The organism is Actinomycetospora chiangmaiensis DSM 45062, from assembly GCF_000379625.1.
GTDB classification, from domain to species: domain Bacteria; phylum Actinomycetota; class Actinomycetes; order Mycobacteriales; family Pseudonocardiaceae; genus Actinomycetospora; species Actinomycetospora chiangmaiensis.
The window spans coordinates 163,265-186,597 of the sequence record NZ_KB903219.1; the positions used below are offsets into that span (position 1 = coordinate 163,265).

General features: G+C 74.2%; 25 protein-coding genes and 2 tRNA genes. 15 read left to right on the top strand and 12 right to left on the bottom strand.

Annotation, left to right across the window (positions count from 1 at the left end):
- Nucleotides 1–20 precede the first annotated feature (20 nt).
- Nucleotides 21–1,052, bottom strand: a complete 1,032-nt coding sequence (locus tag A3CO_RS0108310; protein ID WP_018331785.1) for a zinc-binding dehydrogenase — start codon at nt 1,050–1,052, stop codon at nt 21–23.
- Between the two features lie 220 nt (nt 1,053–1,272).
- Here A3CO_RS0108310 and A3CO_RS0108315 point away from each other — a divergent pair.
- The 5 genes from A3CO_RS0108315 (at nt 1,273) to A3CO_RS0108335 (ending at nt 3,804) form a co-directional block, all read left to right on the top strand.
- A tRNA-Ser gene (locus tag A3CO_RS0108315) sits at nt 1,273–1,362 on the top strand.
- Between the two features lie 42 nt (nt 1,363–1,404).
- A tRNA-Arg gene (locus tag A3CO_RS0108320) sits at nt 1,405–1,477 on the top strand.
- Between the two features lie 161 nt (nt 1,478–1,638).
- Complete coding sequence (locus A3CO_RS0108325) at nt 1,639–1,917, top strand: hypothetical protein (protein ID WP_018331786.1); 279 nt, start codon at nt 1,639–1,641, stop codon at nt 1,915–1,917.
- A 95-nt stretch (nt 1,918–2,012) separates the two neighbouring features.
- Nucleotides 2,013–2,465, top strand: coding sequence for a nuclear transport factor 2 family protein (locus tag A3CO_RS0108330; protein WP_018331787.1), 453 nt, complete (start codon nt 2,013–2,015; stop codon nt 2,463–2,465).
- Nucleotides 2,466–2,514: 49 nt separating this feature from the next.
- The gene (locus tag A3CO_RS0108335) at nt 2,515–3,804 is read left to right on the top strand and encodes an aspartate aminotransferase family protein (protein ID WP_018331788.1); all 1,290 of its coding nucleotides are present in this window, start codon (nt 2,515–2,517) and stop codon (nt 3,802–3,804) included.
- Nucleotides 3,805–3,816: 12 nt separating this feature from the next.
- Here the strand turns inward: A3CO_RS0108335 and A3CO_RS0108340 are convergent, their stop codons facing one another.
- Together A3CO_RS0108340 and A3CO_RS30880 are read right to left on the bottom strand one after the other, a co-directional pair.
- Nucleotides 3,817–4,686, bottom strand: a complete 870-nt coding sequence (locus A3CO_RS0108340) for a sterol desaturase family protein (protein WP_018331789.1) — start codon at nt 4,684–4,686, stop codon at nt 3,817–3,819.
- A 78-nt stretch (nt 4,687–4,764) separates the two neighbouring features.
- Complete coding sequence (locus tag A3CO_RS30880) at nt 4,765–5,292, bottom strand: TetR/AcrR family transcriptional regulator (RefSeq protein WP_018331790.1); 528 nt, start codon at nt 5,290–5,292, stop codon at nt 4,765–4,767.
- A gap of 82 nt (nt 5,293–5,374) precedes the next feature.
- Here A3CO_RS30880 and A3CO_RS0108350 point away from each other — a divergent pair, with 82 nt between their 5' ends.
- A complete protein-coding gene (locus A3CO_RS0108350; protein ID WP_018331791.1) occupies nt 5,375–6,307 on the top strand; it encodes an SDR family NAD(P)-dependent oxidoreductase in 933 nt (310 codons plus the stop codon).
- Here the strand turns inward: A3CO_RS0108350 and mtnA are convergent.
- Nucleotides 6,304–7,248 carry an S-methyl-5-thioribose-1-phosphate isomerase gene (gene mtnA / locus A3CO_RS0108355; RefSeq protein WP_018331792.1) on the bottom strand — a complete coding sequence of 315 codons (945 nt, stop codon included), beginning with the start codon at nt 7,246–7,248 and terminating at the stop codon, nt 6,304–6,306. The two genes, A3CO_RS0108350 and mtnA, sit on opposite strands and share 4 nt — an antisense overlap.
- Before the next feature lie 175 nt (nt 7,249–7,423).
- Between mtnA and A3CO_RS30885 the strand changes: the two genes are divergently transcribed.
- Complete coding sequence (locus A3CO_RS30885) at nt 7,424–8,971, top strand: alpha/beta fold hydrolase (RefSeq protein WP_018331793.1); 1,548 nt, start codon at nt 7,424–7,426, stop codon at nt 8,969–8,971.
- Nucleotides 8,972–8,982: 11 nt separating this feature from the next.
- On the opposite strand, the gene A3CO_RS0108365 is transcribed toward A3CO_RS30885, so the two are convergent.
- From A3CO_RS0108365 to A3CO_RS39370, 3 genes are all read right to left on the bottom strand, one after another.
- Complete coding sequence (locus tag A3CO_RS0108365) at nt 8,983–9,294, bottom strand: hypothetical protein (RefSeq protein WP_018331794.1); 312 nt, start codon at nt 9,292–9,294, stop codon at nt 8,983–8,985.
- A 383-nt stretch (nt 9,295–9,677) separates the two neighbouring features.
- Nucleotides 9,678–10,535 (bottom strand): formyltetrahydrofolate deformylase, encoded by an 858-nt coding sequence (purU, locus tag A3CO_RS0108375; RefSeq protein WP_018331796.1) that lies wholly within the window; start codon nt 10,533–10,535, stop codon nt 9,678–9,680.
- 13 nt (nt 10,536–10,548) lie between these two features.
- A complete protein-coding gene (locus A3CO_RS39370) occupies nt 10,549–10,899 on the bottom strand; it encodes a hypothetical protein (protein WP_018331797.1) in 351 nt (116 codons plus the stop codon).
- Nucleotides 10,900–11,270: 371 nt separating this feature from the next.
- Here A3CO_RS39370 and A3CO_RS0108385 point away from each other — a divergent pair, with 371 nt between their 5' ends.
- The gene (locus A3CO_RS0108385) at nt 11,271–11,516 is read left to right on the top strand and encodes a hypothetical protein (RefSeq protein ID WP_018331798.1); all 246 of its coding nucleotides are present in this window, start codon (nt 11,271–11,273) and stop codon (nt 11,514–11,516) included.
- 61 nt (nt 11,517–11,577) lie between these two features.
- On the opposite strand, the gene A3CO_RS30890 is transcribed toward A3CO_RS0108385, so the two are convergent.
- Nucleotides 11,578–11,751, bottom strand: coding sequence for a CsbD family protein (locus tag A3CO_RS30890; protein ID WP_018331799.1), 174 nt, complete (start codon nt 11,749–11,751; stop codon nt 11,578–11,580).
- A 20-nt stretch (nt 11,752–11,771) separates the two neighbouring features.
- Nucleotides 11,772–12,737, bottom strand: a complete 966-nt coding sequence (locus A3CO_RS30895) for a DUF3048 domain-containing protein (protein WP_018331800.1) — start codon at nt 12,735–12,737, stop codon at nt 11,772–11,774.
- A gap of 34 nt (nt 12,738–12,771) precedes the next feature.
- Here A3CO_RS30895 and A3CO_RS35495 point away from each other — a divergent pair, with 34 nt between their 5' ends.
- The 6 genes from A3CO_RS35495 to A3CO_RS0108425 all read left to right on the top strand — a co-directional run bounded on the left by A3CO_RS35495 (nt 12,772) and on the right by A3CO_RS0108425 (nt 17,944).
- Nucleotides 12,772–13,473, top strand: a complete 702-nt coding sequence (locus tag A3CO_RS35495; protein WP_018331801.1) for a DUF1707 SHOCT-like domain-containing protein — start codon at nt 12,772–12,774, stop codon at nt 13,471–13,473.
- 60 nt (nt 13,474–13,533) lie between these two features.
- Nucleotides 13,534–15,342 carry a serine/threonine-protein kinase gene (locus A3CO_RS35500; RefSeq protein ID WP_018331802.1) on the top strand — a complete coding sequence of 603 codons (1,809 nt, stop codon included), beginning with the start codon at nt 13,534–13,536 and terminating at the stop codon, nt 15,340–15,342.
- 46 nt (nt 15,343–15,388) lie between these two features.
- Nucleotides 15,389–15,778 carry a hypothetical protein gene (locus tag A3CO_RS0108410; RefSeq protein WP_018331803.1) on the top strand — a complete coding sequence of 130 codons (390 nt, stop codon included), beginning with the start codon at nt 15,389–15,391 and terminating at the stop codon, nt 15,776–15,778.
- 67 nt (nt 15,779–15,845) lie between these two features.
- Nucleotides 15,846–16,169 (top strand): putative quinol monooxygenase, encoded by a 324-nt coding sequence (locus A3CO_RS0108415; protein ID WP_018331804.1) that lies wholly within the window; start codon nt 15,846–15,848, stop codon nt 16,167–16,169.
- Nucleotides 16,166–17,173 carry an acetamidase/formamidase family protein gene (locus A3CO_RS0108420; protein ID WP_018331805.1) on the top strand — a complete coding sequence of 336 codons (1,008 nt, stop codon included), beginning with the start codon at nt 16,166–16,168 and terminating at the stop codon, nt 17,171–17,173. Before A3CO_RS0108415 ends, A3CO_RS0108420 begins: the two co-directional genes overlap by 4 nt.
- Before the next feature lie 12 nt (nt 17,174–17,185).
- Nucleotides 17,186–17,944 (top strand): SDR family NAD(P)-dependent oxidoreductase, encoded by a 759-nt coding sequence (locus A3CO_RS0108425; protein WP_018331806.1) that lies wholly within the window; start codon nt 17,186–17,188, stop codon nt 17,942–17,944.
- Here the strand turns inward: A3CO_RS0108425 and A3CO_RS0108430 are convergent.
- Nucleotides 17,941–18,420, bottom strand: a complete 480-nt coding sequence (locus A3CO_RS0108430; RefSeq protein ID WP_018331807.1) for a hypothetical protein — start codon at nt 18,418–18,420, stop codon at nt 17,941–17,943. The genes A3CO_RS0108425 and A3CO_RS0108430 overlap by 4 nt on opposite strands.
- 325 nt (nt 18,421–18,745) lie before the next feature.
- On the opposite strand from A3CO_RS0108430, the gene A3CO_RS35505 reads away from it, so the two are divergent.
- Nucleotides 18,746–22,396, top strand: coding sequence for a transglycosylase domain-containing protein (locus A3CO_RS35505; protein ID WP_051085887.1), 3,651 nt, complete (start codon nt 18,746–18,748; stop codon nt 22,394–22,396).
- Here A3CO_RS35505 and A3CO_RS0108440 read toward each other — a convergent pair whose 3' ends face one another.
- Nucleotides 22,397–22,816: a cupin domain-containing protein gene (locus A3CO_RS0108440; RefSeq protein WP_018331808.1), complete on the bottom strand. Its 420-nt coding sequence runs from the start codon at nt 22,814–22,816 to the stop codon at nt 22,397–22,399.
- 56 nt (nt 22,817–22,872) lie between these two features.
- Nucleotides 22,873–23,298: a PPOX class F420-dependent oxidoreductase gene (locus A3CO_RS0108445; RefSeq protein WP_018331809.1), complete on the bottom strand. Its 426-nt coding sequence runs from the start codon at nt 23,296–23,298 to the stop codon at nt 22,873–22,875.
- Nucleotides 23,299–23,333 lie beyond the last annotated feature (35 nt).

Here is a 23,333-nt window from a genome sequence, read left to right on the forward strand (position 1 = left end):
CGCTCACGGGCGGGGAGCACCTACGGGCGCACCAGCACCTTGAGCGCCTCGCGGTCGTTCATCGCGCGGTAGCCCTCGGGGACCTCGTCGAGGCCGATGGTGCGGTTGAACACCTTGCCGGGCTCGATCTTCCCGTCCATCACGTCGGGCAGGAGCTCGTGCATGTTGGCCTGGGTCGGCGCGATGCCACCGGCGATGGTGATGTTCGCGCCGAACTTGCGGCCGGCGTTCGGGATGGTGCCGCTCTGCGGCACGCCGACGATGCCGACGAACCCGCCCGGCTTCGTCACGTTGATCGCGGTCGACAGCGACTGGTCGTAGCCGACGGCCTCGATGACGGAGTGCGCGCCGTCGGTCCCGAGGACGTCGCGGACCTTCTGCTCGCCCTCCTCGCCGCGCTCCTCGACGACGTCGGTGGCACCGAACTCGCGCCCGAGGTCGGTGCGCTCCTTGTGGTGGCCCATGAGGACGATCCGCTCGGCGCCCAGTCGCTTCGCGGCGAGCACCGCGAGCAGGCCGACGGCACCGTCGCCCACGACGACGACGTCCTTGCCCGGCTCCACCCGCGCCGACACGGCGGCGTGGTGGCCGGTGCCGAACACGTCCGAGAGCGTGAGCAGGCTCGGCATGAGGTCGGACTCGACCGGGACGTCCAGCTTCATCAGCGAGTGGTCGGCGAACGGCACGCGCGCCGCCTCGCCCTGGCCACCGTCGGTCTCGGCGCCCCACGCGCTGCCGTTCGGGCACGCGCTGGTGAGACCCGCCTGGCAGTACTCGCAGGCGCCGTCGGCGTAGAAGAACGGCGCGACGACGACGTCGCCCTGCTTGAGCCGGCTGATGTCCGAGCCGGTCTCCTCGACGACCCCGATGAACTCGTGGCCGATCCGGCCGCCCTCGTCGGTCGCCTCCCGGCTCTTGTACGGCCACAGGTCGGAGCCGCAGATGCACGAGTGCGTGATCCGGACGATGGCGTCGGTCGGGTTCTCGAGCTTCGGGTCGGGAACCTCCTCGACCCGGATGTCGCCTGCTCCGTAGATGAGAGTCGCCTTCACGGCTGGTGTCCTCCTCGTAGGTCGTCGATCGCGGGCTACCCCCGCGGTCGGCACACATGCGGACCTGCGCACGGCTCACACCGGTCCCGCCGACGTCGACGGCGCTCTGCTCGCGTCCGGTGGGAGCAGACCGCGACCGTCGCGCGACCCGGTGGGGGTGCCCGTCCGGGGCGTCGGGCGAGCCGTGTAATGTCTTCTCCCGGTGGGCCCCAGGGCTCCGGGAGGCTTCGCCTAGTCTGGTCTATGGCGCCGCACTGCTAATGCGGTTTGGGGTAACCCCCCATCCCGGGTTCAAATCCCGGAGCCTCCGCAGCGGCAGGGAACGAGTCTGCCGTGTACAAATGAAGATCATGCGCCCGTAGCTCAACGGATAGAGCATCTGACTACGGATCAGAAGGTTAGGGGTTCGAATCCCTTCGGGCGCGCTCGCGTTGGTGCAGGTCAGAGGGGTCGTCGCGTCGCGGCGGCCCCTTTCGTTGTTCCCGGGTCGCGCTGTTCCCGGTTCGCGCCGTCCCCGCCGGTGACAACCGCCGCGGGTGCGGCCATGCTGGTCGGACCGCCGCCCGACGCCGATCGTGGGTCTCCCATGGATGCCGGTCCCGACCTCACCGAGGACCTCGCCGCCACGTTCCGGCAGCGGCGGGCGCGGGTGGCGGACCTCAGGGCCCGGCTGGCGGCGACCGCGGAGGCCGTCGCCGCCGTGGCCGAGGAGCTCGCCCGGACGCGCGACCTCGTCGCGGGGACCACGCGGGGCGATCCGGAACCCCTGCGCGACGGGGCACGCCGCGCCCGACGGTTCGCCGCGGCCGAGCGGGACGAGGCCGCGCGGCTGCGTCGGGCCCGGGTGCCACCGGATCGCGCCTGAGGGGCGACCTGCTGATCAGCAGCAGGCAGATAGTGGACATGTCTGCTATCCATCGGGGTAGTCTCCCGCGACAGCGTCGAGGAGAGGCCGCCGTCATGTACCACGCGATCGTCCGCCGCATCGCCCGCCAGACCTTCGACAAGGTCGCGGCCCGGGACTACGCGGCCGTGCTGGCCGGGTGCAGCCCCGACATCCACCACCGCTTCGGGGGCGATCACGCCCTCGGCGGCGAGCGGCACTCCCGGGAGGCGCTCGGGCGGTGGTTCGACCGCCTCGGGCGGCTGACGCCGACACTCGCCTTCGAGGTCACCGACGTCTGGGTGAAAGGCCTCCCGCACGACACGGTCGCCGTCATCCGCTGGCAGGCGACCCAGGAGCCGCTCGACGGAGTGCCCTACTTCAACCACGGGGTCCACGTCGTCCGCATGCGGTGGGGCAAGGCGGTCGAGATCGACGCCAACGAGAACTCGCAGCTCGTCGCCGACTACCTCGACCGTCTCGCAGCACGCGGGGTCGAGGAGGCGGCCGCCGCCCCGATCACGGGCTGACCGGGAGGGCCCTGGCCGAGCGACCCGTCGTCGGGAAGGCTCCGGCGGTGTGACCGACGAGAAGCACCTCATCCGCTACTCGGGCCGCGGCGCCTTCGCCCGGGACGTGATCGTCCGCGCGGCGGGCAGTTCGGTGTTCACCGAGGACGGCCGCGAGCTGCTCGACTTCACCTCCGGGCAGATGAGCGCGATCCTCGGCCACTCCCATCCGGAGATCGTCGCGACCGTGCAGCAGCAGGTCGCGAGCCTCGACCACCTGCACTCCGGCATGCTGAGCCCACCCGTCCTCGACCTGGCCGCCGAGCTCACCGCGACGCTGCCGCCGGCGCTCGAGAAGGCCGTCTTCCTGACGACGGGTGCGGAGGCCAACGAGGCCGCGCTGCGGATGGCGAAGCTGATCACCGGGGGCCACGAGGTCGTCTCGTTCGCCCGCTCGTGGCACGGCATGACGCAGGCCGCCGCGAACGCGACCTACAGCGCCGGCCGCGTGGGCTACGGCCCGACGGCGCCCGGGAACTTCGCGATCCCGGTGCCCGACCGCCTCCGTCCCGCGATCGTCGGTGCCGACGGCGAGCTCGACTGGCGCCGCCAGCTCGACCTCGGCTTCGAGCTCGTCGACGCCCAGTCGGTCGGGGCCCTCGCGGCGTGCCTGGTCGAGCCGGTCCTGAGCTCCGGGGGCGTGGTCGACCTGCCGCCCGGCTACCTCGCCGCCCTGCAGGAGAAGTGCCGGGAGCGGGGCATGCTGCTGATCGTCGACGAGGCGCAGACCGGGCTCTGCCGCACCGGGGACTGGTACGCCTTCGAGCGTGACGGGGTGGTGCCGGACATCCTCACGCTCTCCAAGACCCTGGGCGCGGGCCTGCCGCTCGCGGCCGTGGTCACCAGCGCCGAGATCGAGGAACGGGCGCACGAGCGCGGCTTCCTCTTCTTCACCACGCACGTGAACGATCCGCTGCCGGCGGCCGTCGGACTGACCGTGCTCGACGTGCTGCGGCGCGACCGGCTCGACGAACGCGCCCGCGACCTGGGGGAACGGCTCCGCGCGGGACTCGCCGCGCTGCCGCACGACGTGATCGCCGACGTGCGTGGTCGCGGGCTGCTGGTCGGGCTCGAACTGGGTCCGGGCGAGCGGAGCGACGGGGGAAGGGTCCGCGACGACGCCGACCGGCTCGGTGCCGCCGTGACCGCCCGGTGCGCCGAGCTCGGCCTGCACGTGAACATCGTGCAGCTGCCTGGCATGGGCGGGACGTTCCGCATCGCCCCGCCGCTGACCGCGACGGAGGCGGAGATCGACTGGGGCGTCGCCATCATCGGCGAGGCGCTCGGCTCGGTCTCCTGATCCGCGCGTTCCTCAGCGCGCTGCCGGGTGCTCCGCCGCAGTGCCGGCGGACCGCTCGGTGCTCCCGGGCGGCGCGAACACGTGCGCGAGGCGCTCCCGCCAGGTCGTCGCGGCCCGCACGTCCCGCCAGATCGCCGCGAACTCGTGGTACTGCAGCCCGGCCACGTTCCGGGTGCTCGGCGGGGTGGTCAGGCCGTAGCGGGGGCGCTGCCGCTCCTCGGCGTACGTGCCGAACAGCCGGTCCCAGACGATGAGGACGCCGCCGTAGTTCCGGTCGAGGTACTCCGGGTCGCTCGCGTGGTGCACCCGATGGTGCGACGGCGTGTTGAAGACGAACTCGACGGGTGCGGGCAACCGCCCGATGCGCTCGGTGTGGACGAAGAACTGGAAGACGAGGTTCAGCGAGAACGCCGTGAAGATCATCCACGGCGGCACCCCGAGCAGGGGCAGCGGCACCCAGAAGAGCATCTCGAACCACGGGTTCCACTTCTGCCGGGCCGCCGTGGAGAAGTTGAAGTACTCGCTGTTGTGGTGGGCCTGGTGGGCGGCCCACACGAGGCGGACCCGGTGCGCGGTGCGGTGGTAGCAGTACCAGAGCAGGTCCACGCCGAGCAGCACGCCGACCCAGGTCCAGCCGCTCGACGGGTCGAGGCGCAGCGGGGTCAGCTCGTACAGCCCGGCGTAGCCGAGCAGTGCCGCGCCGCGCGCCACCGTGTTGAAGAGCAGCGCCACCATGCCGCTGATGACGCTGGTCAGGGTGTCGCGGCGGTCGTAGCCGCGGAGGTCGTCGTCGGCGAAGACGGCGAACGAGACCGCCTCGAGCACGACGAAGGCGATGAAGAACGGCACCGCGAGGGTGAGGGGATCCCGGAGGACCGACATGCGCCCATTCTGCCGAACCGGCTCGTTCCCCCCGTCCGCACCCGGACCGGGTGACGCCCGTTCCCCGGCGACGACGGATCACCGCGTCGTGGTCAGCCCGTCCAGGACGAAGCCTGCGAGCCGGTCGGCGCGGACGGGCCAGGTGTCGTCGTCGGGGAGGGTCCACAGCCCGGCGAGGAGGGCGAGCACGTCCGCGGGGTCGCGGTCGTCGCGCAGCGTCCCGTCGGCCCGGCCGCGGGTGAGGATGCGGTCGAGGGCGTCGAGCAGGACGCCCCGCGCCGGCGGGTGGTCGGCGCCGGGGGCGTGCAGCAGGTCGCCGAGCGCCCGCTTCGTTCGCGCGAACTCCACGAAGCGCAGGAGCCAGCGGGCGAGCGCGACCGACCCCGACCCGTCGTCGGGAACCTCGGCGAGGTCCTCGATCTCCCGGGCGTAGGTGGCCGCGACGAGGGCCTCGCGGTGCGGGAAGTGCCGGTAGAGCGTCGCGATGCTCACGCCGGCGTCGCGGGCGATCTTCTCCAGCGCGACGTCGGCCCCGTCGATGGCGAATCGCTGCGCCGCGCTCGCCAGGAGGGCGGCGCGGTTCGCGCGGGCGTCGGCGCGGGGCACGTGGACAAGCGTAGTGCGACTACGTTTCGGTGGTACGGTCGAGTTCTAACCGTAGGAACCCTACGTTTCGAGGAGCGCGACCATGACCATCGAGACCCCCTTCGGCGAGTTCTCCACCGCCGACGAGGTCGCCGCCGGGATCGACCTGACCGGGAAGCGGGCGGTCGTCACCGGCGCCTCCTCCGGCATCGGCGTCGAGACCGCCCGCACGCTGGCCACCCACGGCGCCGAGGTGACGCTCGCCGTCCGGAACCTCGACGCCGGCGAGCGGGTCGCGGCGGACATCCGCGGCCAGGGCGGGAAGGTCGATGTCCGGCCGCTCGAGCTCGGCGACCGCGCCTCGATCGCCGCGTTCGTGGACGCCTGGGACGGGCCCCTGCACGTGCTGGTGAACAACGCGGGCGTGATGGCGCTGCCGGAGCTGACGCTGGTCGACGGGCAGGAGGCGCAGTTCGCGACGAACCACCTCGGGCACTTCGCCCTGGCCACGGGGCTGCACCGGGCGCTCGCCGTGGCCGGCAGTGCGCGTGTCGTGTCGGTCTCGTCGTCCGCGCACCTGCGCCTGCCGGTGCTGTTCGACGACCTGGCCTTCTCCTTCGTCGAGTACAACCCCTGGATCGGCTACGCCCAGTCGAAGACCGCCAACGTGCTGTTCGCCGTCGAGGCCACGCGGCGCTGGGCCGACGACGGGATCACCGTGAACGCCCTGATGCCGGGCGGGATCGCCACGGGCCTGCAGCGCCACGTGGACATGGAGGCACTGATGGCCGTCCGTCGTGCGGCGGGGGCGTCGGCCGAGCTGAAGACCGTCGAGCAGGGCGCGTCGACCTCCGTGCTCTGCGCGGTGTCCCCGCTGCTCGACGGCGTGGGCGGCCGGTACTTCGAGGACTGCCACGAGGCGGCGGTGATCACCGGGCGGGACCAGTCGGACGGCCGGCACGGGGTCGCGGCGTTCGCGCTCGACCCCGCGAACGCCGAGCGGCTCTGGTCGGTCTCGGAGCGGCTGATCGCCTAGCGCCAGGCCTGCTTCTCGCTGACGACCGCGGTGATCAGCTCGAAGGGCGTGACGTCGAAGGCCGGGTTGTAGACGGGAGTGTCGGCGAGGGTCGCACCGCCGCGCACCTCGTCGGCGCCGCGTTCCTCGACGACGATGTCGGCCCCGGTCGGCGTGTCCGGGTCAATCGTCTCCTCGGGGGCGACGACGAGGAACGGCACACCGGACCGGGCGGCGGCGCAGGCCAACGAGTACGTCCCGATCTTGTTGGCGGTGTCGCCGTTCGCGGCGATGCGGTCGGCGCCGACGAGCACCGCGTCGACCAGGCCGGAGGCGATCGCGGCCGGTCCCGCCGAGTCCACGCACAGCCGGTGCGGGGCGCCGGCCCGGGCGAGCTCCCACACCGTGAGGCGCGCGCCCTGCAGCAGCGGGCGGGTCTCGCAGGCGAGTACCTCGGTGAGGAGCCCGCGGTCGTGCAGCCGCAGGATCGCGCCGAGGGCGGACCCGCCCGGCCCGCAGGCGAGGTCGCCCGTGTTGCACACGGTCAACGCCCGTACCGGCCCGGGCCGGAGTTCCTGCACGAGCGCGGCGGCCCGCTCTGTGGCCCGGGCGTTCACGACGGCGGCCTCTCCCGCCACCGCGCGGGCCTCCGCGAGCGCGGTCGCGGGGCCGTCGCCGGCGCGGGCGAGCACGCGGCGCACGCCGAGGCTCAGGGGGACCGCCGTGGGCCGGGCGGTGGCGATCCGCGTGGCGGCCTCCGGGGTGCCGAGCGCGCAGGCGAGCGCCGCTCCGTACGCGCCGGCGATCCCGAGGCTGGGAGCGCCACGGACCGCGAGGGTGCGGATGGCCTCGACGACCTCGTCGACGGTCCGCAGCCGCAGCCAGGTCGTCGCGTGCGGAAGGGCCCGCTGGTCGAGCAGGACCAGCGCGGGGCCGTCGTCGGACCAGTCCACGAACTCCACGTCACGATCGTCGCACCCGATCCGGGCGACCCGGTTCCTCGATCAGGAGAAACCGGACACAGAGATCCTCTTAGCCCGTGTGGGTGTCTACAGTGCTCCTCAGTCATCGGATCCGTGTGAGGAGCCTCCGCTGCGCACTCGAGTCGTCGGTCTCGCCGCCGTCCTGCTCCTCGCCGTGATCGGGGCGCTCACCGCCGTCCCGGCCCAGGCCGCTCCCGCGCCGGGCTACCAGCCCCCGCCCGCGACCTTCGGTCCGTGCACGTCCGCGTCGCTGGTCGCTGCGGGCGCGCAGTGCGGATTCGTCACCGTGCCGCTGGACTACGCGGACCCGGGCGGCCGGAAGATCACGATCGCGATCTCGCGGATCACGCACAAGACTTCGCAGTCGCAGGGGGTCATGCTGGTGAACCCCGGCGGTCCCGGGGGCTCCGGGCTCGCCCTGTCCCGGCTCCAGTCCCGCGTGCCGAACGGTGCCGGGAACGCCTACGACTGGATCGGCTTCGACCCGCGCGGCGTGGGAGCGAGCGAGCCGGCGCTGTCGTGCGACAAGACCTACGCGGGCTTCAACCGGCCCTACTACGTCGCGACGCAGGACCCGCGGGCCGAGGCGGCGTGGCTGGCCAAGACCTCCAGCTACACCGCGGCGTGTGCCGTCGCGGGCCGCGACCTGCTGCCGCACCTCAAGACCACGGACACCGTCGAGGACATGGAGTCGATCCGCAAGGCGCTCGGCGAGCAGCAGATCAACTTCTACGGCTTCTCCTACGGCACCTACCTCGGCACCGTCTACGCCACGCTGCACCCGCAGCAGGTCCGGCGGATGGTCCTCGACGGCGTCGTCGACCCGTCCCGCGTCTGGGAGCAGGGCAACGATGACCAGGACGTCGCCTTCGAGCGCTCCGTCGGCGTGTTCTTCGGGTGGGTGGCGAAGTACGACGCCGTCTACCACCTGGGCACCACCGCGCAGGCGGTCCGGGCGCGCTACGACGAGCAGTACCAGAAGCTCCGGACCCAGCCGGCCGGCGGCCTGATCGGCTCGTCGGAGTGGAACGACATCTTCCTGCAGGCCGGCTACTACGTGTACGGCTGGGAGGACATCGCGTCCGCGTTCTCGGCGTGGGTCAACCAGCAGAACCCGGCGGGCCTGCTCGCGCTCTACCCGGCGCCCACCGACGACAACGGCTACGCGGTCTACCTCGGCGTGCAGTGCACCGACGCGCCGTGGTCGCGCTACCCCGCCTTCCGGGCGCAGAACGCCGCGCTCTTCCCGAAGGCCCCGTTCGAGACCTGGGCCAACGCCTGGTTCAACGCGCCCTGCACCTTCTGGCCCGCCCCCGCGGGGCGCCCGACCGTGGTGAACGGTGCGGCCGCGCCGCCGATCCTGCTGGTCTCGGAGACGCTCGACGCGGCGACGCCGTACTCCGGCGCCCTGGCCGTGCGGCGGTCCTTCCCGCAGTCCCGCCTGGTCGAGGGCACCGGCGGCACGACCCACGCGGGCACGTTGCAGGGGCAGGCGCCCTGCGAGGACCAGATCGTCGCGAACTACCTGGCGTCCGGGGCCCTGCCGGCCCGGACGGGCGGGGGCGGGTCCGACGCGCAGTGCGCGCCGACCCCGCAGCCGACCCCGACGGCGGTCACCCTCCCCACGCCGACGGCGGCGACCGCGAAGGCCGCGGCCAGCGCCGTCACCGCGGTGGCCCCGCAGCGCTGGCTCGGGAACTGAGCTCGGCGCCGTCAGACGAAGCGGACGGCGAAGCCCACGGGGTGGAGGTCGGCGGAGACGAACACGTCGAAGCGCGTGCCGCCCTCCGCCTCCGGCTCCGCCGCGGAGGCCCAGGAGAAGCTGAGTTCGGCCTCGCCGTCGCGGGGCACCGAGATCGTGTCGAGGTGGAAGCCGCGCCGGTCGAGGCGCAGGTAGCGCGACAGGAGGTGCAGCGCCTTGCCGACGACGGCCTCGCGCTCGGCCACGACCCGCGCGGCCAGTTCCTCGCGGCCGGGGTGGATCTCCACCTCGAGCCCGTCGTCGTGCCGCTGGATCCGGCTCACCGTGCCGAGGATGCCACCGCCGGACGCGCGAGTGGCGCCTCTCGCGCGTGCCGTGCGAGCGATGGGCCATTCCTGTCCTGCCGGCGGTGGGCGCACCACGGATCGCGGCGAGCTGTTCTTTCGGTCTCGGAGCGATCACGACGGGTCCTGATGCAGGACCACGTGCCACGATCGGGCGACCTCCGCTCACGCCGCACCCGTTGCGCGCGATGAGGAGGCACACGCCCCGTCCGGTTGAGGAGACCACCATGGCCGTGCCGACCCCGAGGACGCCCACCGGCATCCCCGCCCTCGCCCTGCTGCTCGTGCTCGTGGTGATCGTGCTGGCCATGTGGATCGCCTGGACGGCCTGACTCGGCGAACACCCCGAGGAGCTCGAGCCCTCAGAACACGACCGTGGTCGTCCCGTCGCGCATGACGCGGTCCTCGCAGTGCCAGCGCACGGCACGCGAGAGGACGGAACGCTCGACGTCGGCGCCGAGGCGGGTCAGGTCGGCCGCGGTGTGCCGGTGGTTCACCCGCACCACGTCCTGCTCGATGATCGGGCCCTGGTCGAGCTCCTCGGTGACGTAGTGCGCCGTCGCGCCGACGAGCTTCACCCCGCGCTCCTTGGCCTGCCGGTAGGGCACGGCGCCGACGAACGCCGGCAGGAACGAGTGGTGGATGTTGATCATCGGCGCGCCGACGGCGGCGAGCAGCGAGCCGGACACGATCTGCATGTAGCGGGCGAGCACCACGAGGTCCACGCCGGCGAGCAGTTCGGCCTGCCGGGCCTCCGCCTCGGGCTTCGTCTCCGGGGTCACCGGCACGTGCACGAACGGCACCCCGAACGACTCGACGGCGGCCGCGAGGTCGGGGTGGTTGGAGATGACCACCTCGACGGTGACGTCGAGGTCGCCGCGCTGGGTGCGCCACAGCAGGTCGAGCAGGCAGTGGTCGATGCGCGACACGAGGATGCCGACGCGCTTGGGCACGGCGGTGTCGGTGACCGTGAAGTCCATGCCGAAGTGGCGGGCCACGTCGGAGCCGAAGGCGGCGCGCAGCCGGTCCAGGTCGCGCGAGGGGAGCGCGAACTCGGTGCGCTGGAAGTAGGTGCCGTCGTAGGTCGCGGTGGTGTGCTGGTCGAGCGAGAGGATGTTCGCGCCCGAGGCGGACAGGAACGACGAGACGGCGGCGACGATCCCGAAGCGGTCGGGGCAGCGCACGAGCAGACGGCCGACGGTGTCGGCGGGGCGTGACACGTGGGCAGGGTAGTCAGGCGTGCCGTGACATCGCGCGGGCGTCGAGCTGCGTGGGGACGGCGGCCCGCGGCATGCGGCGGCGCGTCGGGCGCAGGGGCGTGAGGGCGTCGTTGCGGCGCCGGACGATCGTGGTGGCGAGCTCCCGGGAGCGGGCCTCGAGCTCCTCGTCCTCGCCGCCGGTGAGCGCCGCGGCGGCGTCGCCGACCTGCAGGGCGACCCGGGCGAGCTCGTCGAGGAGGTCGGCCGACCAGTCGAACCGGTCGACCCCGGCCGGGCAGTGTGCCTGCATCTCGGCGGCCTCGGCCAGCGCCTCGTGTGCCCGCCGCACGAGCTCCCGCAGGTGGCGGCGCCCCTCGTCGTCCACGAGCCTGCCCCCTCAGCCGCGCCGTCCGTCGTCCCGGCCCACGCAGAGTGCCCGACCGCGCGTCGTTCACACGTCTTTCGGCGGCGGCGCGACATCGGATCGATGAACGGGGGATGACGATCGACCCGGCACTGCCCCGATCGGGACGGCGGTCCTTCGTCGGGGTGACCCACACGGCGGCGTCGTGCCCCGGACGTGAGGAAGCCCGGTCGGCGGGGGGACACCGACCGGGCTCGTGTCGATCACGGGGGGCATGATCGACGCCTCCAACGGTCCTCTCCGTCATCGGCGCCGTCAAGCGGATCGTCCGACCTGTGCCCTGCCCCATAGGGTCCGACGTGCGATCATGTCCGCGCCGGAGGGAGGGCGCGATGCGCATCCGACTGCAGGACGGTCCCTGTGCGGGCGACCACGACGTGCGGGTCGTCGATTCCGCCGCGCCGCCCGAGGAGTACCTGGTGCTCGTGGAGAAGGGTCCGCGGACGCCGACCGACGGCGTCAACGGCGGCACGATCCCGGGCGTCAACGTCTTCGCGGTGCACCGCCTCGCGCGCCGCGACCCGGACGGCACCCCCGTCTACGGCTTCGCCGGCCAGCGGTTCTCCCGCGGCTACTGAGCCTCCCCGCAGGCGTTCCCGACGACGGGTCCGCCGCGCGGACCCGTCGTCGGAACCGTGATCAGGACTTGAAGGCGTCCTTGATCTTCTCGCCGGCCTGCTTGATGCTGCCCTTGGTCTGGTCGGTCTTGCCCTCGGCCTGCAGTTCCTTGTCGTCCTGGGCCTTCCCGACGGTCTCCTTCGCCTTGCCCTTGAGCTCGTCAGCCTTGTTGTCGATCTTGTCACCGGTAGCCATGTCGGTGGGGATACCCGATCTCAGGCCGCGACCAACAGCACCCAGACCGGGCCGGGCGCGAACGTCAGCGGCGAACCGTCGGGTGCGGTGAAGGCGGTCGGGTCGCCCGGGGCGGACCGGGACCAGGTCCCGGTGAACCGTCGGCCGTCGCGCAGCACGTCGACGGGGCCCGAACCCACCGTGACGGCGGTGGGTGAGGGGGAGCCGGCGACGTCGCGGATCGCCGAGGTCCGCACCGGGACGCGCTGCACCACGATCGTCGCGGGCCGGACGTCGGTGGGGGTCCCGCCGATGGTGAGGGCCCAGCGGTCGCCGTCGGCGCGGGCGGCCACCTCGGTGCGTCCGACCCGCTCGACGGCCTCGGGCGCGGGCGTCCCGCCGTCGCCCGCCGGGCCGAAGCGGAAGCCGATGTCGCGGGGCCCGGCCGCATCCGGGGCCGCGGCGAGGAGGGCCGTCGGGTCGGCGAGCAGGTTGTGCGGTGCGGGCCGGTCGGGCGCGCGCCGGTACGCCCGCGGCACCCGCTCCGCCGACACGCCGTCGATGGCGGCGGCCGCGACGCTCGCGTCGAGCGCCGGGGCGTTCCCGGAGTAGGCCAGGGCCGGGCGGCCGTAGGCGGCCAGCACGTCGAGGTCCGACTCCCGCAGGCTGCGGACCGCCCCGACGGTGGGCGGCAGCCGCGAGGCGAACACCGCGAGCAGCCGGGTCAGGCCGGCCTCGACCGGCTCCAGGTAGACGACGTCCGCGTCCCCGACCCCGATCCAGGGCCGTGCCTCGGGGGCGTTGTCCACCTTGACGGCGAGCACCGCCCGCCCGGGGTCGCCCGGCTCGCCGGTCAGCGGCGACACGGCGACGGCCGGGGCCTGCGTGGCCGCGACCGGGCTCGCGGGCGTGGCCCGGCCGCCGAGGACCACGAACCCCAGGACCGCGGCGAGCAGGAGGGCGAGCAGCAGGCCCAGCGCCCGGCTGCGTCCGTCGTCGTCGGCCACGCGGTGCATCCTCGCCCCGACCTATGATCAGGGCATGGCGCGCCGCGCAGCGCAGGACCCCGAACCGGTCGACCCGCCGCGGGAGCGTGCCTCCGACGCGGAGCGCGAGGACGTCGCCGCGATGCTCGCCCGGGCCATGGTGGCCGGTCGGCTCACCCCCGTCGAGTACTCGGACCGGGCGGCGATCGCGCAGGCCGCGCGCTACCGCGACCAGCTCGACGGGCTGCTCTCCGACCTCCCGGGGTTCGTGCTGCACTCCTCGCACGGCAGCGACGCGCTCGAGCTCGAGGCGGGGTTGGGCGGCTCGATCACCCGCCGCGGCTACTGGAAGGTCCCGCCGACGGTGCGGGTGCACAGCTGGGTCGGCCGGGTCCTGCTCGACCTGTCCGAGGCGGAGTGCGCCACGGCCGTGACCGCCGTGGAACTCGCGACCGGCATGTGCACGCCGACGATCGTGATCCCGGAGGGCGCCACCGCCGACGTGGACGACCTCCGCATCTCGGCGGGGTCGGTGCGCGACGAGACGGTGCACCGCCGCGAGCGCGGGGAGATGCACGTCAGCGTGCGGGGACGGCACGCCTTCGGCGACGTCGTCCTGCGCCATCCGCTCCGCGGTCGGTGGGAGCGGCTGCGGTCGCTGCCGGCCGAGGCGCCCCGCTCGGTGGCCCGCCGCGTGACGCGCGCCCACCGACCCGCCCGCTCCGACGCACACCGATCCGACACCGGGGGACGGTAACGTCGAGCACCCGGGAAGCCGGCCAGAACACCGAGGACGACCGACGGAGGAGGGACACCCGTGACGCTCGACCCCGGCGCCGGCCTCCGGCTCCTCACCCCGCTGGCCATCGGCGTCCTCCTCGCGCTGGTCGCCTCGCCGCTCTACCGGGCGCTCGTCACCCGCCGCCGCCAGGCCCTGCTGGTCGACCGCGTCGTCACCGGGCGCGTCGCCCGCCTCACCGGGCCCGAGCGGCGTCGCGCCGTCCGCCACCTGCACCGTCAGGCCGGCGATCCGGTCCCGGTCGTGCTCGGCCTCGCCGCGCTGGCCGCCGTCGTCACCGTGGTGGGCGCGGTCCTCACCGCGCGGACCGCGACCGCCGGGAACGCCGACCGCCGGGAGCTCATCGACCGCCTGCTCGGGGTCCTCGACGACGCCGGCTTCCCGACGCCGGGTGCGAGCTCGGCGGTGCTGGTGGTCGCCTCGCTGGTCTCGGTGCTCATCGCGCTGGCCGTGGCCACCCTCCACGTCGCCGCGCTGGACGTCGAGCGCCGTCGGGCGATGCCGGTGACCCGGCCGTGGCCGCTGTCGCGGCGGGGCACCACGTGGCTGCTCGCCGCCGTCGTCTTCGGCCTCCTGTTCCTCATCGGCCTGGACAACGGCGCGCTCGCCGCGGGCCTGTTCCTGCTCGGTCACCAGCTCACGCTGCGTGCGATGCGACCGAAGCTGTGCACCGTGGCCCCGGCGCTCCCCGAGGCGCTGCGTGCGGCCCGGCTGCCCGACCCCAAGGAACGGCGCCTCATCCGCTCGCGCCGTGGCCCCGCGCCCGGGCTGGGCACGGCCGGGTCCACCAACGCCCGCCCGGCCACGGCGGCACGTCCCGTCGGGGCGACCCCGGCCGGGCCCCGCTCGGGTCCGGGCCGCACACCCCCGCCGGTCGCACCCCCGCGGCCCACCGCGTCGCCGCGCCCGCCGACCACCGCGACGCGCCTCATCGACCTGGCGCCCCCCGAGCAACCGCTGACCCCGCACGACCCGCGGACCGTCGGCGAGTACCAGCTGACGGGCCGGCTCGGGTCGGGCGGCATGGGCACCGTCTACCTCGGTCACCGGGCGGGGACGGCGGGCCAGGTCGCGATCAAGGTGCTCGCCCCGCACCTGCTCGACGACGTCGACGCCCGCACCCGGTTCCTGCGCGAGGGCCAGACCCTGCAGAAGGTCACCGGTGACTACACCGCCCGCGTCCTGGGGGTCGGTTTCGACGGGTCGATGCCCTACATCGTCATGGAGCGGCTCGACGGCCCGTCGCTGCACGCCTACGTGTGCGAGAGCGGCGCCGTGCGCGACGCCGAGACGCTGACGCGCATGGCGATCGCGCTCGCCCGGGCGCTCGCCGCGCTGCACAACGACGGCATCACCCACCGCGACCTCAAGCCCGGCAACATCCTGCTCACCTCGGCCGGGCCGAAGGTCGTCGACTTCGGGATCGCCCGGGTCGTCGGCCAGACCCACCACACCCCGGCCGGCAACATGGTCGGCACGCCCGGCTACATGGCGCCCGAGCAGGTCACCGGGAACGGCGCCGGGCCGGCCACCGACGTGTGGGCCTGGGCCTGCTGCGTGGTCTTCGCGGCCCGCGGGGACCACCTCTTCGACGGCGAGAACATCGTCGACATCGCGCGCCGGATCCTCGACGGCCCGCCCGCCGACGCGTTCACCGGTGTCGGCCGGCTCTCGCCGCGTCTCGTCCCGGTGCTGCGCCGCGCCACCGCGCAGGACGCCGCCGACCGGCCGCGCGACGGCGCCGCCCTGCTGCGGCTCCTGGACCGCTCGGGGGCGACCGCGACCGTCGGCAGCTTCGCCTGGGACAAGCTCGTCGGGGCCCGCTGAGTCCGCTGCTACGGTGCGCTTCCGACCGAGTCGAGGAGGGCGGCACGTGGCCAGCTGGGACGACCTGGTGCTGTGGGTACGCGTCCGCTACGAGGTGATGGCGCAGGACGCCGACAGCCTCACCTTCCGGTTGCCGACCGCCGAGGACCGCGACCAGCTCGTGTACGTCCGCCACCGCGGCCAGGTCGACGGCCACGACTGGATGCAGATCGAGTCGCCCGTGGCGAAGCTCGACCGGATCGACGTGCGGCGGCTCCTGGAGCTCGCCGAGAGCGCCGTCGTCGGGGGCGCCGTCGCGGTCGACGGGATCGCCGTGTTCCGACACGCCGCGCCGCTGGAGGACCTCTCCTTCGCCGAGTTCGAGGCCCCCTTCCGCCTGGTCACCGAGACCGCTGACCGGCTCGAGCAGCAGCTGACGGGCACCGACGACTTCTGACGCTGGACCTCCGCGCGCCGACCCACCAGGCTGGGCGCGCACCGTCGTCGAGAGCCCGGGAGCCGCCGTGATCGTCATCAACATCGTCATGCAGATCCGGCCGGAGAAGACCGACGACTGGCTCGCGCTGGCGGACTCCTACGCGCGCAACGTGAACGCCGAGGAGGGCTGTCTCTACTTCGCGTTCAGCCGCAGCCTCACCGACGAGAACGAGTACGTCTGCATCGAGGGCTTCCGCGACGCCGACGCCGGCTCGACGCACACCTCGCAGCCGTACGTGAAGGAGTTCTTCGAGCAGATGCCGGATCTCGTGTCCGCCCAGCCGCAGATCCTCTACATCGACACCCCGCACGACGGGTTCGGTCCGATGGGCGAGATCCAGCCCCGGTGACCGAGCTCGAGTTCACCCCGACACCCGAGCAGTACGCCTGGACCTTCGGCGGGGTCGCCCCGGTCCGTGAGGTCGAGCCGGGCACGGTGATGCGGCTGTGGTGCGACGACGCCTTCGGCGGGCGCATCCGCGCGGTCACCGACCTGGCGAGCGCGGTGCTCGACCCGCGCTTCCTCAACCCGCAGACCGGGCCCTTCGCCGTGCGCGGCGCCGAGCCCGGCGACACGCTCGTGCTGCACCTGGTCGACCTCACCCCGGCCCGCGACTGGGGCGCCTCGACGCTGGTGCCCTTCTTCGGCGGGCTGACCGGCACCGACCGCACGGCGCTGCTCGACGACCCGCTGCCCGAGCTGACCTGGATCTACGAGCTGGACCGGGCGCGGAACACCGTCACCTTCGTCGCCCGGCGCAGCGAGTTCTCCGTCGACCTGCCGGTGGCGCCGATGCTGGGCACGGTCGGGGTCGCCCCCGCCGCCCGTGAGGTGCGCTCCTCGCTCACCCCGGACGCCTTCGGCGGCAACATGGACACGCCCGAGATGCGGGCGGGCGTCACCTGCTACCTGCCGGTGAACGAGCCGGGCGCCCTGTTCTCGGTGGGCGACGGGCACTACCGCCAGGGCGAGGGCGAGTCGTGCGGCACCGCGGTCGAGGGCGCGATGCACGTGACGCTGATCGTCGAGCTCGTGAAGGCCGCGGTCGCCCCGGCGCCGCTGTGGCCGCGGATCGAGAGCGACGACGAACTGATCACCGTGGGCTCCTCCCGGCCGCTCGAGGACGCGTGGCGGATCGGGCAGAAGGAGATGATCTCCTGGCTCGGGGCGCTGCACGGGCTGGACCGGCTCGACGCCTACGAGCTGCTCACCCAGATCTCGCTGGCCCCCCTGGCCAACGTGGTCGACACCAACTACAGCGCCGTGACGAAGGTGTCCAAGGCGTTCCTGCCCCCCGTGGCCGCGTACGACGGCCTGCACGCGGACCTGCGCGCCCGCGCGGCGCAGCTCTAGGAGGAGACGGACGTGGACCTGCAGCTGGCCGGCCGGAAGGCCCTGGTCACCGGCGGTAGCAAGGGCATCGGACGGGCGGTCGTCGAGAGCCTCGCGGGCGAGGGCGCCACGGTCGCCTTCTGTGCCCGCGGGGCCGAGGGCGTCGAGGCCTGCGTCGCCGACCTGACGGCGGCCGGGCACGACGTCCGAGGGTCGGCCGTCGACGTGTCCGACGGCGACGCGCTCCGCTCCTGGGTGACGGGGACCGCCGAGGAGCTCGGCGGGATCGACGTCGTGGTGGCGAACGTGTCGGCGCTGGCCATCCCGCCCACCGAGGAGAACTGGGAGGCGTCCTTCCGCACCGACATGCTCGGCACGGTGCGGCTCGTCGAGGCGGCCCTCCCGTCGCTGGAGGCCTCCGACGCCGGGGCCGTCGTCACCATCTCGAGCGTCTCGGGGCGCGAGATCGACTTCGCGGCGGGCCCGTACGGGACGTTCAAGGGCGCGATCGTGCACTACACGCAGGGGCTCGCCTTCCAGCTGGCCGGCAAGGTGCGGGCCAACAGCGTGTCCCCCGGCAACACCTACTTCGCCGGTGGCGTGTGGGAGTCGATCGAGTCCGGCGACCCCGACCTGTGGGAGCAGGCGCTCGGGCTCAACCCGACCGGCCGCATGGCCCGCCCGGAGGAGATCGCCGTGGCGGTCACGTTCCTCGCCAGCCCGGTGGCGTCGTTCATCACCGGCACCAACCTCGTCGTCGACGGGGCGCTGACGCGGGGCGTCCAGCTCTAGCGGCGTCCCTCGGGGAGCGCGGGGCGCTCGGGGCCGAAGATCAGTCCGACGACGGCGTTCGCCGCGGCCCCGAGCGCGGCGACGGCGGCGACCACCCCCCGCGCGGTCCAGTCGACGGCCACCTCGACGCCGCGCCGGGTGGCGTCGCCGACGCGGTGCCAGAGCGTCGTGACGTCCGCCGACGGCCGCGCCGGCAGGTGCCGCGGCGCGAGCACCAGCTCCGATCCCGACGACGCCTCGGCGCGGGTCGGCTCCTCCCCGCCGGTCGCCGCGCGGAAGGCGACCCTGCGGTGGGGCAGCAGCGGGCCGACGTGGGGATGCCGGGGTGCGGGGATGTCGGCCGAGAACAGGGCCGGGCCGTCCCCGAACCGGGCGATGGCCGCCGCCTCCCCCGCGACCCGGTGCGGACGACCGGCGCCCGCGGGGTCCGACGCACCCGGGGCCTCCCCGGAGGGATCGGCCGGCTCGTCGGTCATGGGGCACCTCTCGGCGTCGGTCGGGCGGGCGTGTGGTGCGGGGGCCGATCGGCGACCGGCCGCCCTCGGGCGAGCGGAGGACAGTGTCGCCCATCCGAGCATGACCGGACACCGCTCGCCGCATGTTTCCATCCGGTCACGGAGCACGCCATCTTCCCCCTACATCCGGGTGCCGAACCGGCCGTTGACCTGGACGGGTCAGCCTGCGCGGCGGCCCCGCCGGCGTCGGCTCCACCCCGGGGACCGTGGCCGGTCAGTGACCGGATCGTGATCCAATCGAGACCGGTGGGGTCGACCCACCGCACGGGACGCGGGAGGTGGAGCGTTGGCGGGTGCGCATTCCCGGTCCGCGCGTCACGAGCGTCCGGACCCGCTCGAGGTGCCCCCGCCGTCGGGGCCCGACCTCGACGCCGAGGACCGTGACCGTGACTACGGCGAGATTTTCCGGCCGCGGCCGGCCGACGACCCCGCGCCGCCCTCCCCGCCGCTCGGCTTCCCAACCGCACTGTCGTCGTCCTCGTTCCGTGCTCCCGCCGCCCCGGCCACGCCCGCCGCACCTCCCGCACCTCCCGCGGCCCCCGCGGACCGTCCCGCCCAGCCGGAGCACCGCACCGCCGCGACCGGCCTGCTGACCGGCTCGCGCCCGCCGCGGAGCGGGTCCTCCGCCACCGCGCTGCAGCAGCCCCTGGCCGTGCCGCCGCCCCCGGCGCGGCCGCTGCCGGAGGGCCCGGCCGGTCGTGGCCCCGCGGCCCCGCCGCACCGCCCGGTCGGCCACCCGTCGTTCCCCGGCTCCCAGCCCGCCCCCACCGGGCTCACCGGCGCCCGGTCCGTCCCCGGCGCGCGGACCGACTCCGGCGTGCAGCCGCGGCCGACGACCCCTCCTCCCGCCCGACCCGGCGCGACCCGGCCGCCGTCGGCCCCGGCGCCCACCCGGTCCGCGGGACCCGGTCGGCCCGGAGCGCCCACCCGGCCGGCCGTCCCGGCCCAGCCCGGCGTTCCCGCCCAGCCCGGCGTTCCCGCCCAGCCCGGCGTTCCCGCCCAGCCCGCGAGGCCGGCGCGGCCCGGCCAGGCCGGTGCGCCCACGCAGGCCGGTGCGCCCACCCAGGCCGGACCGCCCACCCCGGCCGGACCGCCCACCCAGAACTCGGCGCCCGCCCGACCCGCGACCCCCGGCCGGCCGGACGCCCGCGGTGCCGCGGCACCCGCGCCCTCCCGTCCGGCGACCGCGGGCGGCGCCCCGCGTCCCCCGGCCGCGACCACCGGCGCCCGGACCACGGCGACGCCCGCCCAGCCCGACGAGCGCGCACCCTCGGCGGCCACCGGCACCGCCGCGGCACCGACGGCACTCGATGATCAGGGGAGTTCCCCCCGGCGCACCCCCGACGGCACCGCGATCGCACCCGCCGTCGGGAAGGACGGGCAGGAGAAGGGCGCGGCGGCCGAGCCGACCCGCGCCTCGTCGGGAACGACCACCTCGACCAGCTCCTCCACCACGACGTCCACCACCACCACGACGTCCACCGCCACCACCACGGCGACCCGGCGACACGGCTCCACCCCGCAGTCGATGCAGACCCGCGCGGAGCGGCGCGCGGCCGGGAAGAACGGGCTCGCGCGCGCCGCCGGGCGCCGCACCGCCGCCACCCGGGCCACCCCGGGGCGGACGCGGATCACGCGGTCGGAGCCGGCGCAGGACGAGCGCCCGGCCCCGCCGCGCGGCCGGATCGCCGCGGCGGTGGCCGCGCTGCTGGCGGCCGTCGCCGTGAAGGTCGGGCGCTGGCCCGGCGGGGAGCACCTCGTCCGGGTGGGCCACCGGGTCGACGACCTGGTGCAGCGCTACCTCGACGGCAAGGACGGCGCGTCGCTGCCGGAGGCCGTGCGGCTGTGGCGTCGGCGCCGGCGGATGGGCTACGCGATGCTGGCGACCGCGGTCGGGGTCCCGGTGCTCAGCCTCACCCTGGGCTGGCTGCTGATCCCGGTGCCGAACGCGGACTCCGCCGTCGAGAGCCAGCTCAACACCGTCTCGTACTCCGACGGCTCGGTGCTCGCCCGCGTCGCCCCCGGCGAGCAGGGCAACCGCCAGAAGGTGCCGATCTCGCAGGTGCCCCTGCCGGTGCAGCACGCCGTGCTCTCCGCCGAGGACCGCACGTTCTACACGAACTCGGGCTTCGACGTCTCCGGGATCGCGAAGGCGGCCTGGAAGCAGGTCACCGGCGGTCAGGGCGGCGGGTCGACGATCACGCAGCAGTACGTGAAGAACGCGATGGTCGGGTCCGAGCACTCGTACTTCCGCAAGTTCAAAGAGCTGATCATCTCGGCGAAGATCACGCAGGAGTACTCGAAGGACCAGGTGCTCGAGGACTACCTCAACAGCATCTACTTCGGCCGGGGCGCCTACGGCATCCAGGCGGCCTCGCAGGCGTACTTCGCGAAGTCGGTCGACCAGCTCACGCCGGCCGAGGGCGCGATGATCGCGGGCCTCATCCAGGCGCCGTCGCAGTGGGACCCGGCCGTGAACCTGCAGGCCTCGCAGCGCCGCTGGACCTACGTGCTCGACGGCATGGTGTCGCAGGGCTGGCTCTCCGCCGGGGACCGCGCGAACGCGACGTTCCCGATGACGATCCCGCCCCGCAAGGTCGGCAACGGCGTCCCGGACGACGACCGCGGCCACATCTACAACGCGGTCAAGGACGAGCTGAAGAGCCTCGGCATCGACGAGGACGCGCTGGTCACCGAGGGTCTGCAGATCCAGACCACGATCGACCCGCAGAAGCAGGAGGACGCGGTCACCGCCGTGCGCTCGGAGCTGAAGGGCAAGCCCGGCAACCTCCGCACGGCCGCCGTCTCGGTCGACCCCCGCACCGGCGCGATCCTCGCCTACTACGGCGGGGACAACGGGTCCGGGCTGGACTACGCCCAGGTGAAGAAGCAGGCCGGCTCGACGTTCAAGCCGTTCGTCATGCTCGCCGCCCTGCAGCACGACCCGCCGATCGGCATCAGCACCCAGTTCGACGGCGAGTCGGTGCCCGGCAAGACGGTGCGGAACGTCGAGGGCGCGGACTGCAGCAGCTGCACGCTGAAGCGGGCGATGACGCTCTCCAACAACGTCGTGTTCACCGCCCTCGGCAACGAGGTCGGGCCGCAGGCGGTGGCGAACGCCGCCCACCAGGCCGGCATCACGGCGAAGCTCGACAACCCGAACTCGGGGCTCGCGCTCGGCAACGCCGAGGTCACCCCGGTCGAGATGGCGGCGGCCTACGCGACGTTCGCCAACGACGGCGTCTACCACAAGCCGCACCTGGTGCAGAAGGTCACGACGGCCAGCGGCGAGGTCCTCTACGACGGCGCGGCCGACCAGGGGGAGCAGCGCATCGACCCGAAGGTGGCGCGCAACGTCACCGAGGCCATGCGCGACGTGCCGACGTACGACGGCGCCCAGCTCGCCGGCGGCCGGATCGCGGCGGGCAAGACCGGGACCGTGCAGTCGCACCTGGACAATCAGAACAACGACGCCTGGATGGTCGGGTACACCCCGGCGGTCGTCGCGTCGGTGTGGGTCGGGACCGACGACAACACGCCGATCCAGTACCCCGACGGCCGCCCGATCTACGGCCACGGCATCCCCAGCGACATCTGGCAGACGTTCATGAACGGCGCCGTGCAGGGCACGCCGAAGCAGTCGTTCGGGGAGTTCGTGCCGGTCGCCGGGACCGACCCGGGGACCACCGCGACCGGCGAGGGTCAGCAGGCGACGACCACGACGGCCGCGCCGACCACCGCCAGCAAGGCCCCGGCGACGACGAGCTCGGCGGCGCCGACGCCCAGCGCGGGACCCGCGCCGCAGCCGACGGCCGCTCCGGCGCAGCCCGGCACCCCGGCGGCGGGCACGGCACCCCAGGCGCCGGCCGGGGCAGGGGCAGGGGCGGGGACGGCCCAGCAGCCGCAGGCGGCGCAGCCACCGGCCGACGGCGGCTGATCACCCCTCGTCCGCGAGCTCCCAGTCCGCGAAGTCGAAGCCGGGGGACACGACGCAGGTCACGAGCACCGCGGCGTGCCCGGTCGGCTCCGCGCGCTGCCAGGCGCCGGCGGGGACGAGCGCCGCGGGCCCGTCGTCGGGGCCGAGCCGGTGCTCGACCCCGCCCTCGGGGTGCTCGCCGACCCACACCGAGAGCGACCCGCCGCGCTGCCAGAGCCACAGCTCGTCGGAGCGCACCCGGTGCCAGCCCGACCGCTCACCCGGCGCGAGGACGTAGTGGATCGCCGTGGCGCTCGGCCTCCCGCCCGCGTACCCGGGCGGGGTCACGACGACGGGGGAGGCCCAGATCCGACGGAACCAGCCACCCTCGGGGTGGGGGGCGAGGTCGAACTCCTCGGCCAGGGCGGGCCGTGCACCCACGCGGTGGCCTGTCCCGTCGCTTCGCTCGCCCCGGCGGCCCGTCCCGTCGCCCGGACTCACGCGGTCATGTCCAGCGACGCGAGGACCTTCGTCGGCGTGATCCGGACAACGAGCTCCCCGGGCACCGCGTTGCGCTTCCCGAACTCCTCGGCGCGGTCGGCGCCCATGTAGCGCCCCCCGAGCGCCGTGGCGGTGCGGAGCAGCTCGTCGGGGTCCTCGGAGAGCGTGACCGTGCCCTGCACCTGCACGAACCCGAACGGCGGTTCCTCGAGGTCGACGCAGAGCGCGACCCGCGGATCCCGGGCGAGGGCCTTCCCCTTCGCGGTGTCGCGGCCGGTGTTGAACACCAGCGTGTCGCCGTCGAGCATGTACCAGATGGGGGCGACGAGCGGCCGCCCGTCGCTCGCGGTCCAGCCGAGCTTGCCGGTGCGGGTGCCGTGGGAGAGGAAGTCCCGGACGGCGGGGTCGGTCAGGCTGCTCATGACGGCGAGCCTAGGGAGCCCGGGCCGGGTCCGCT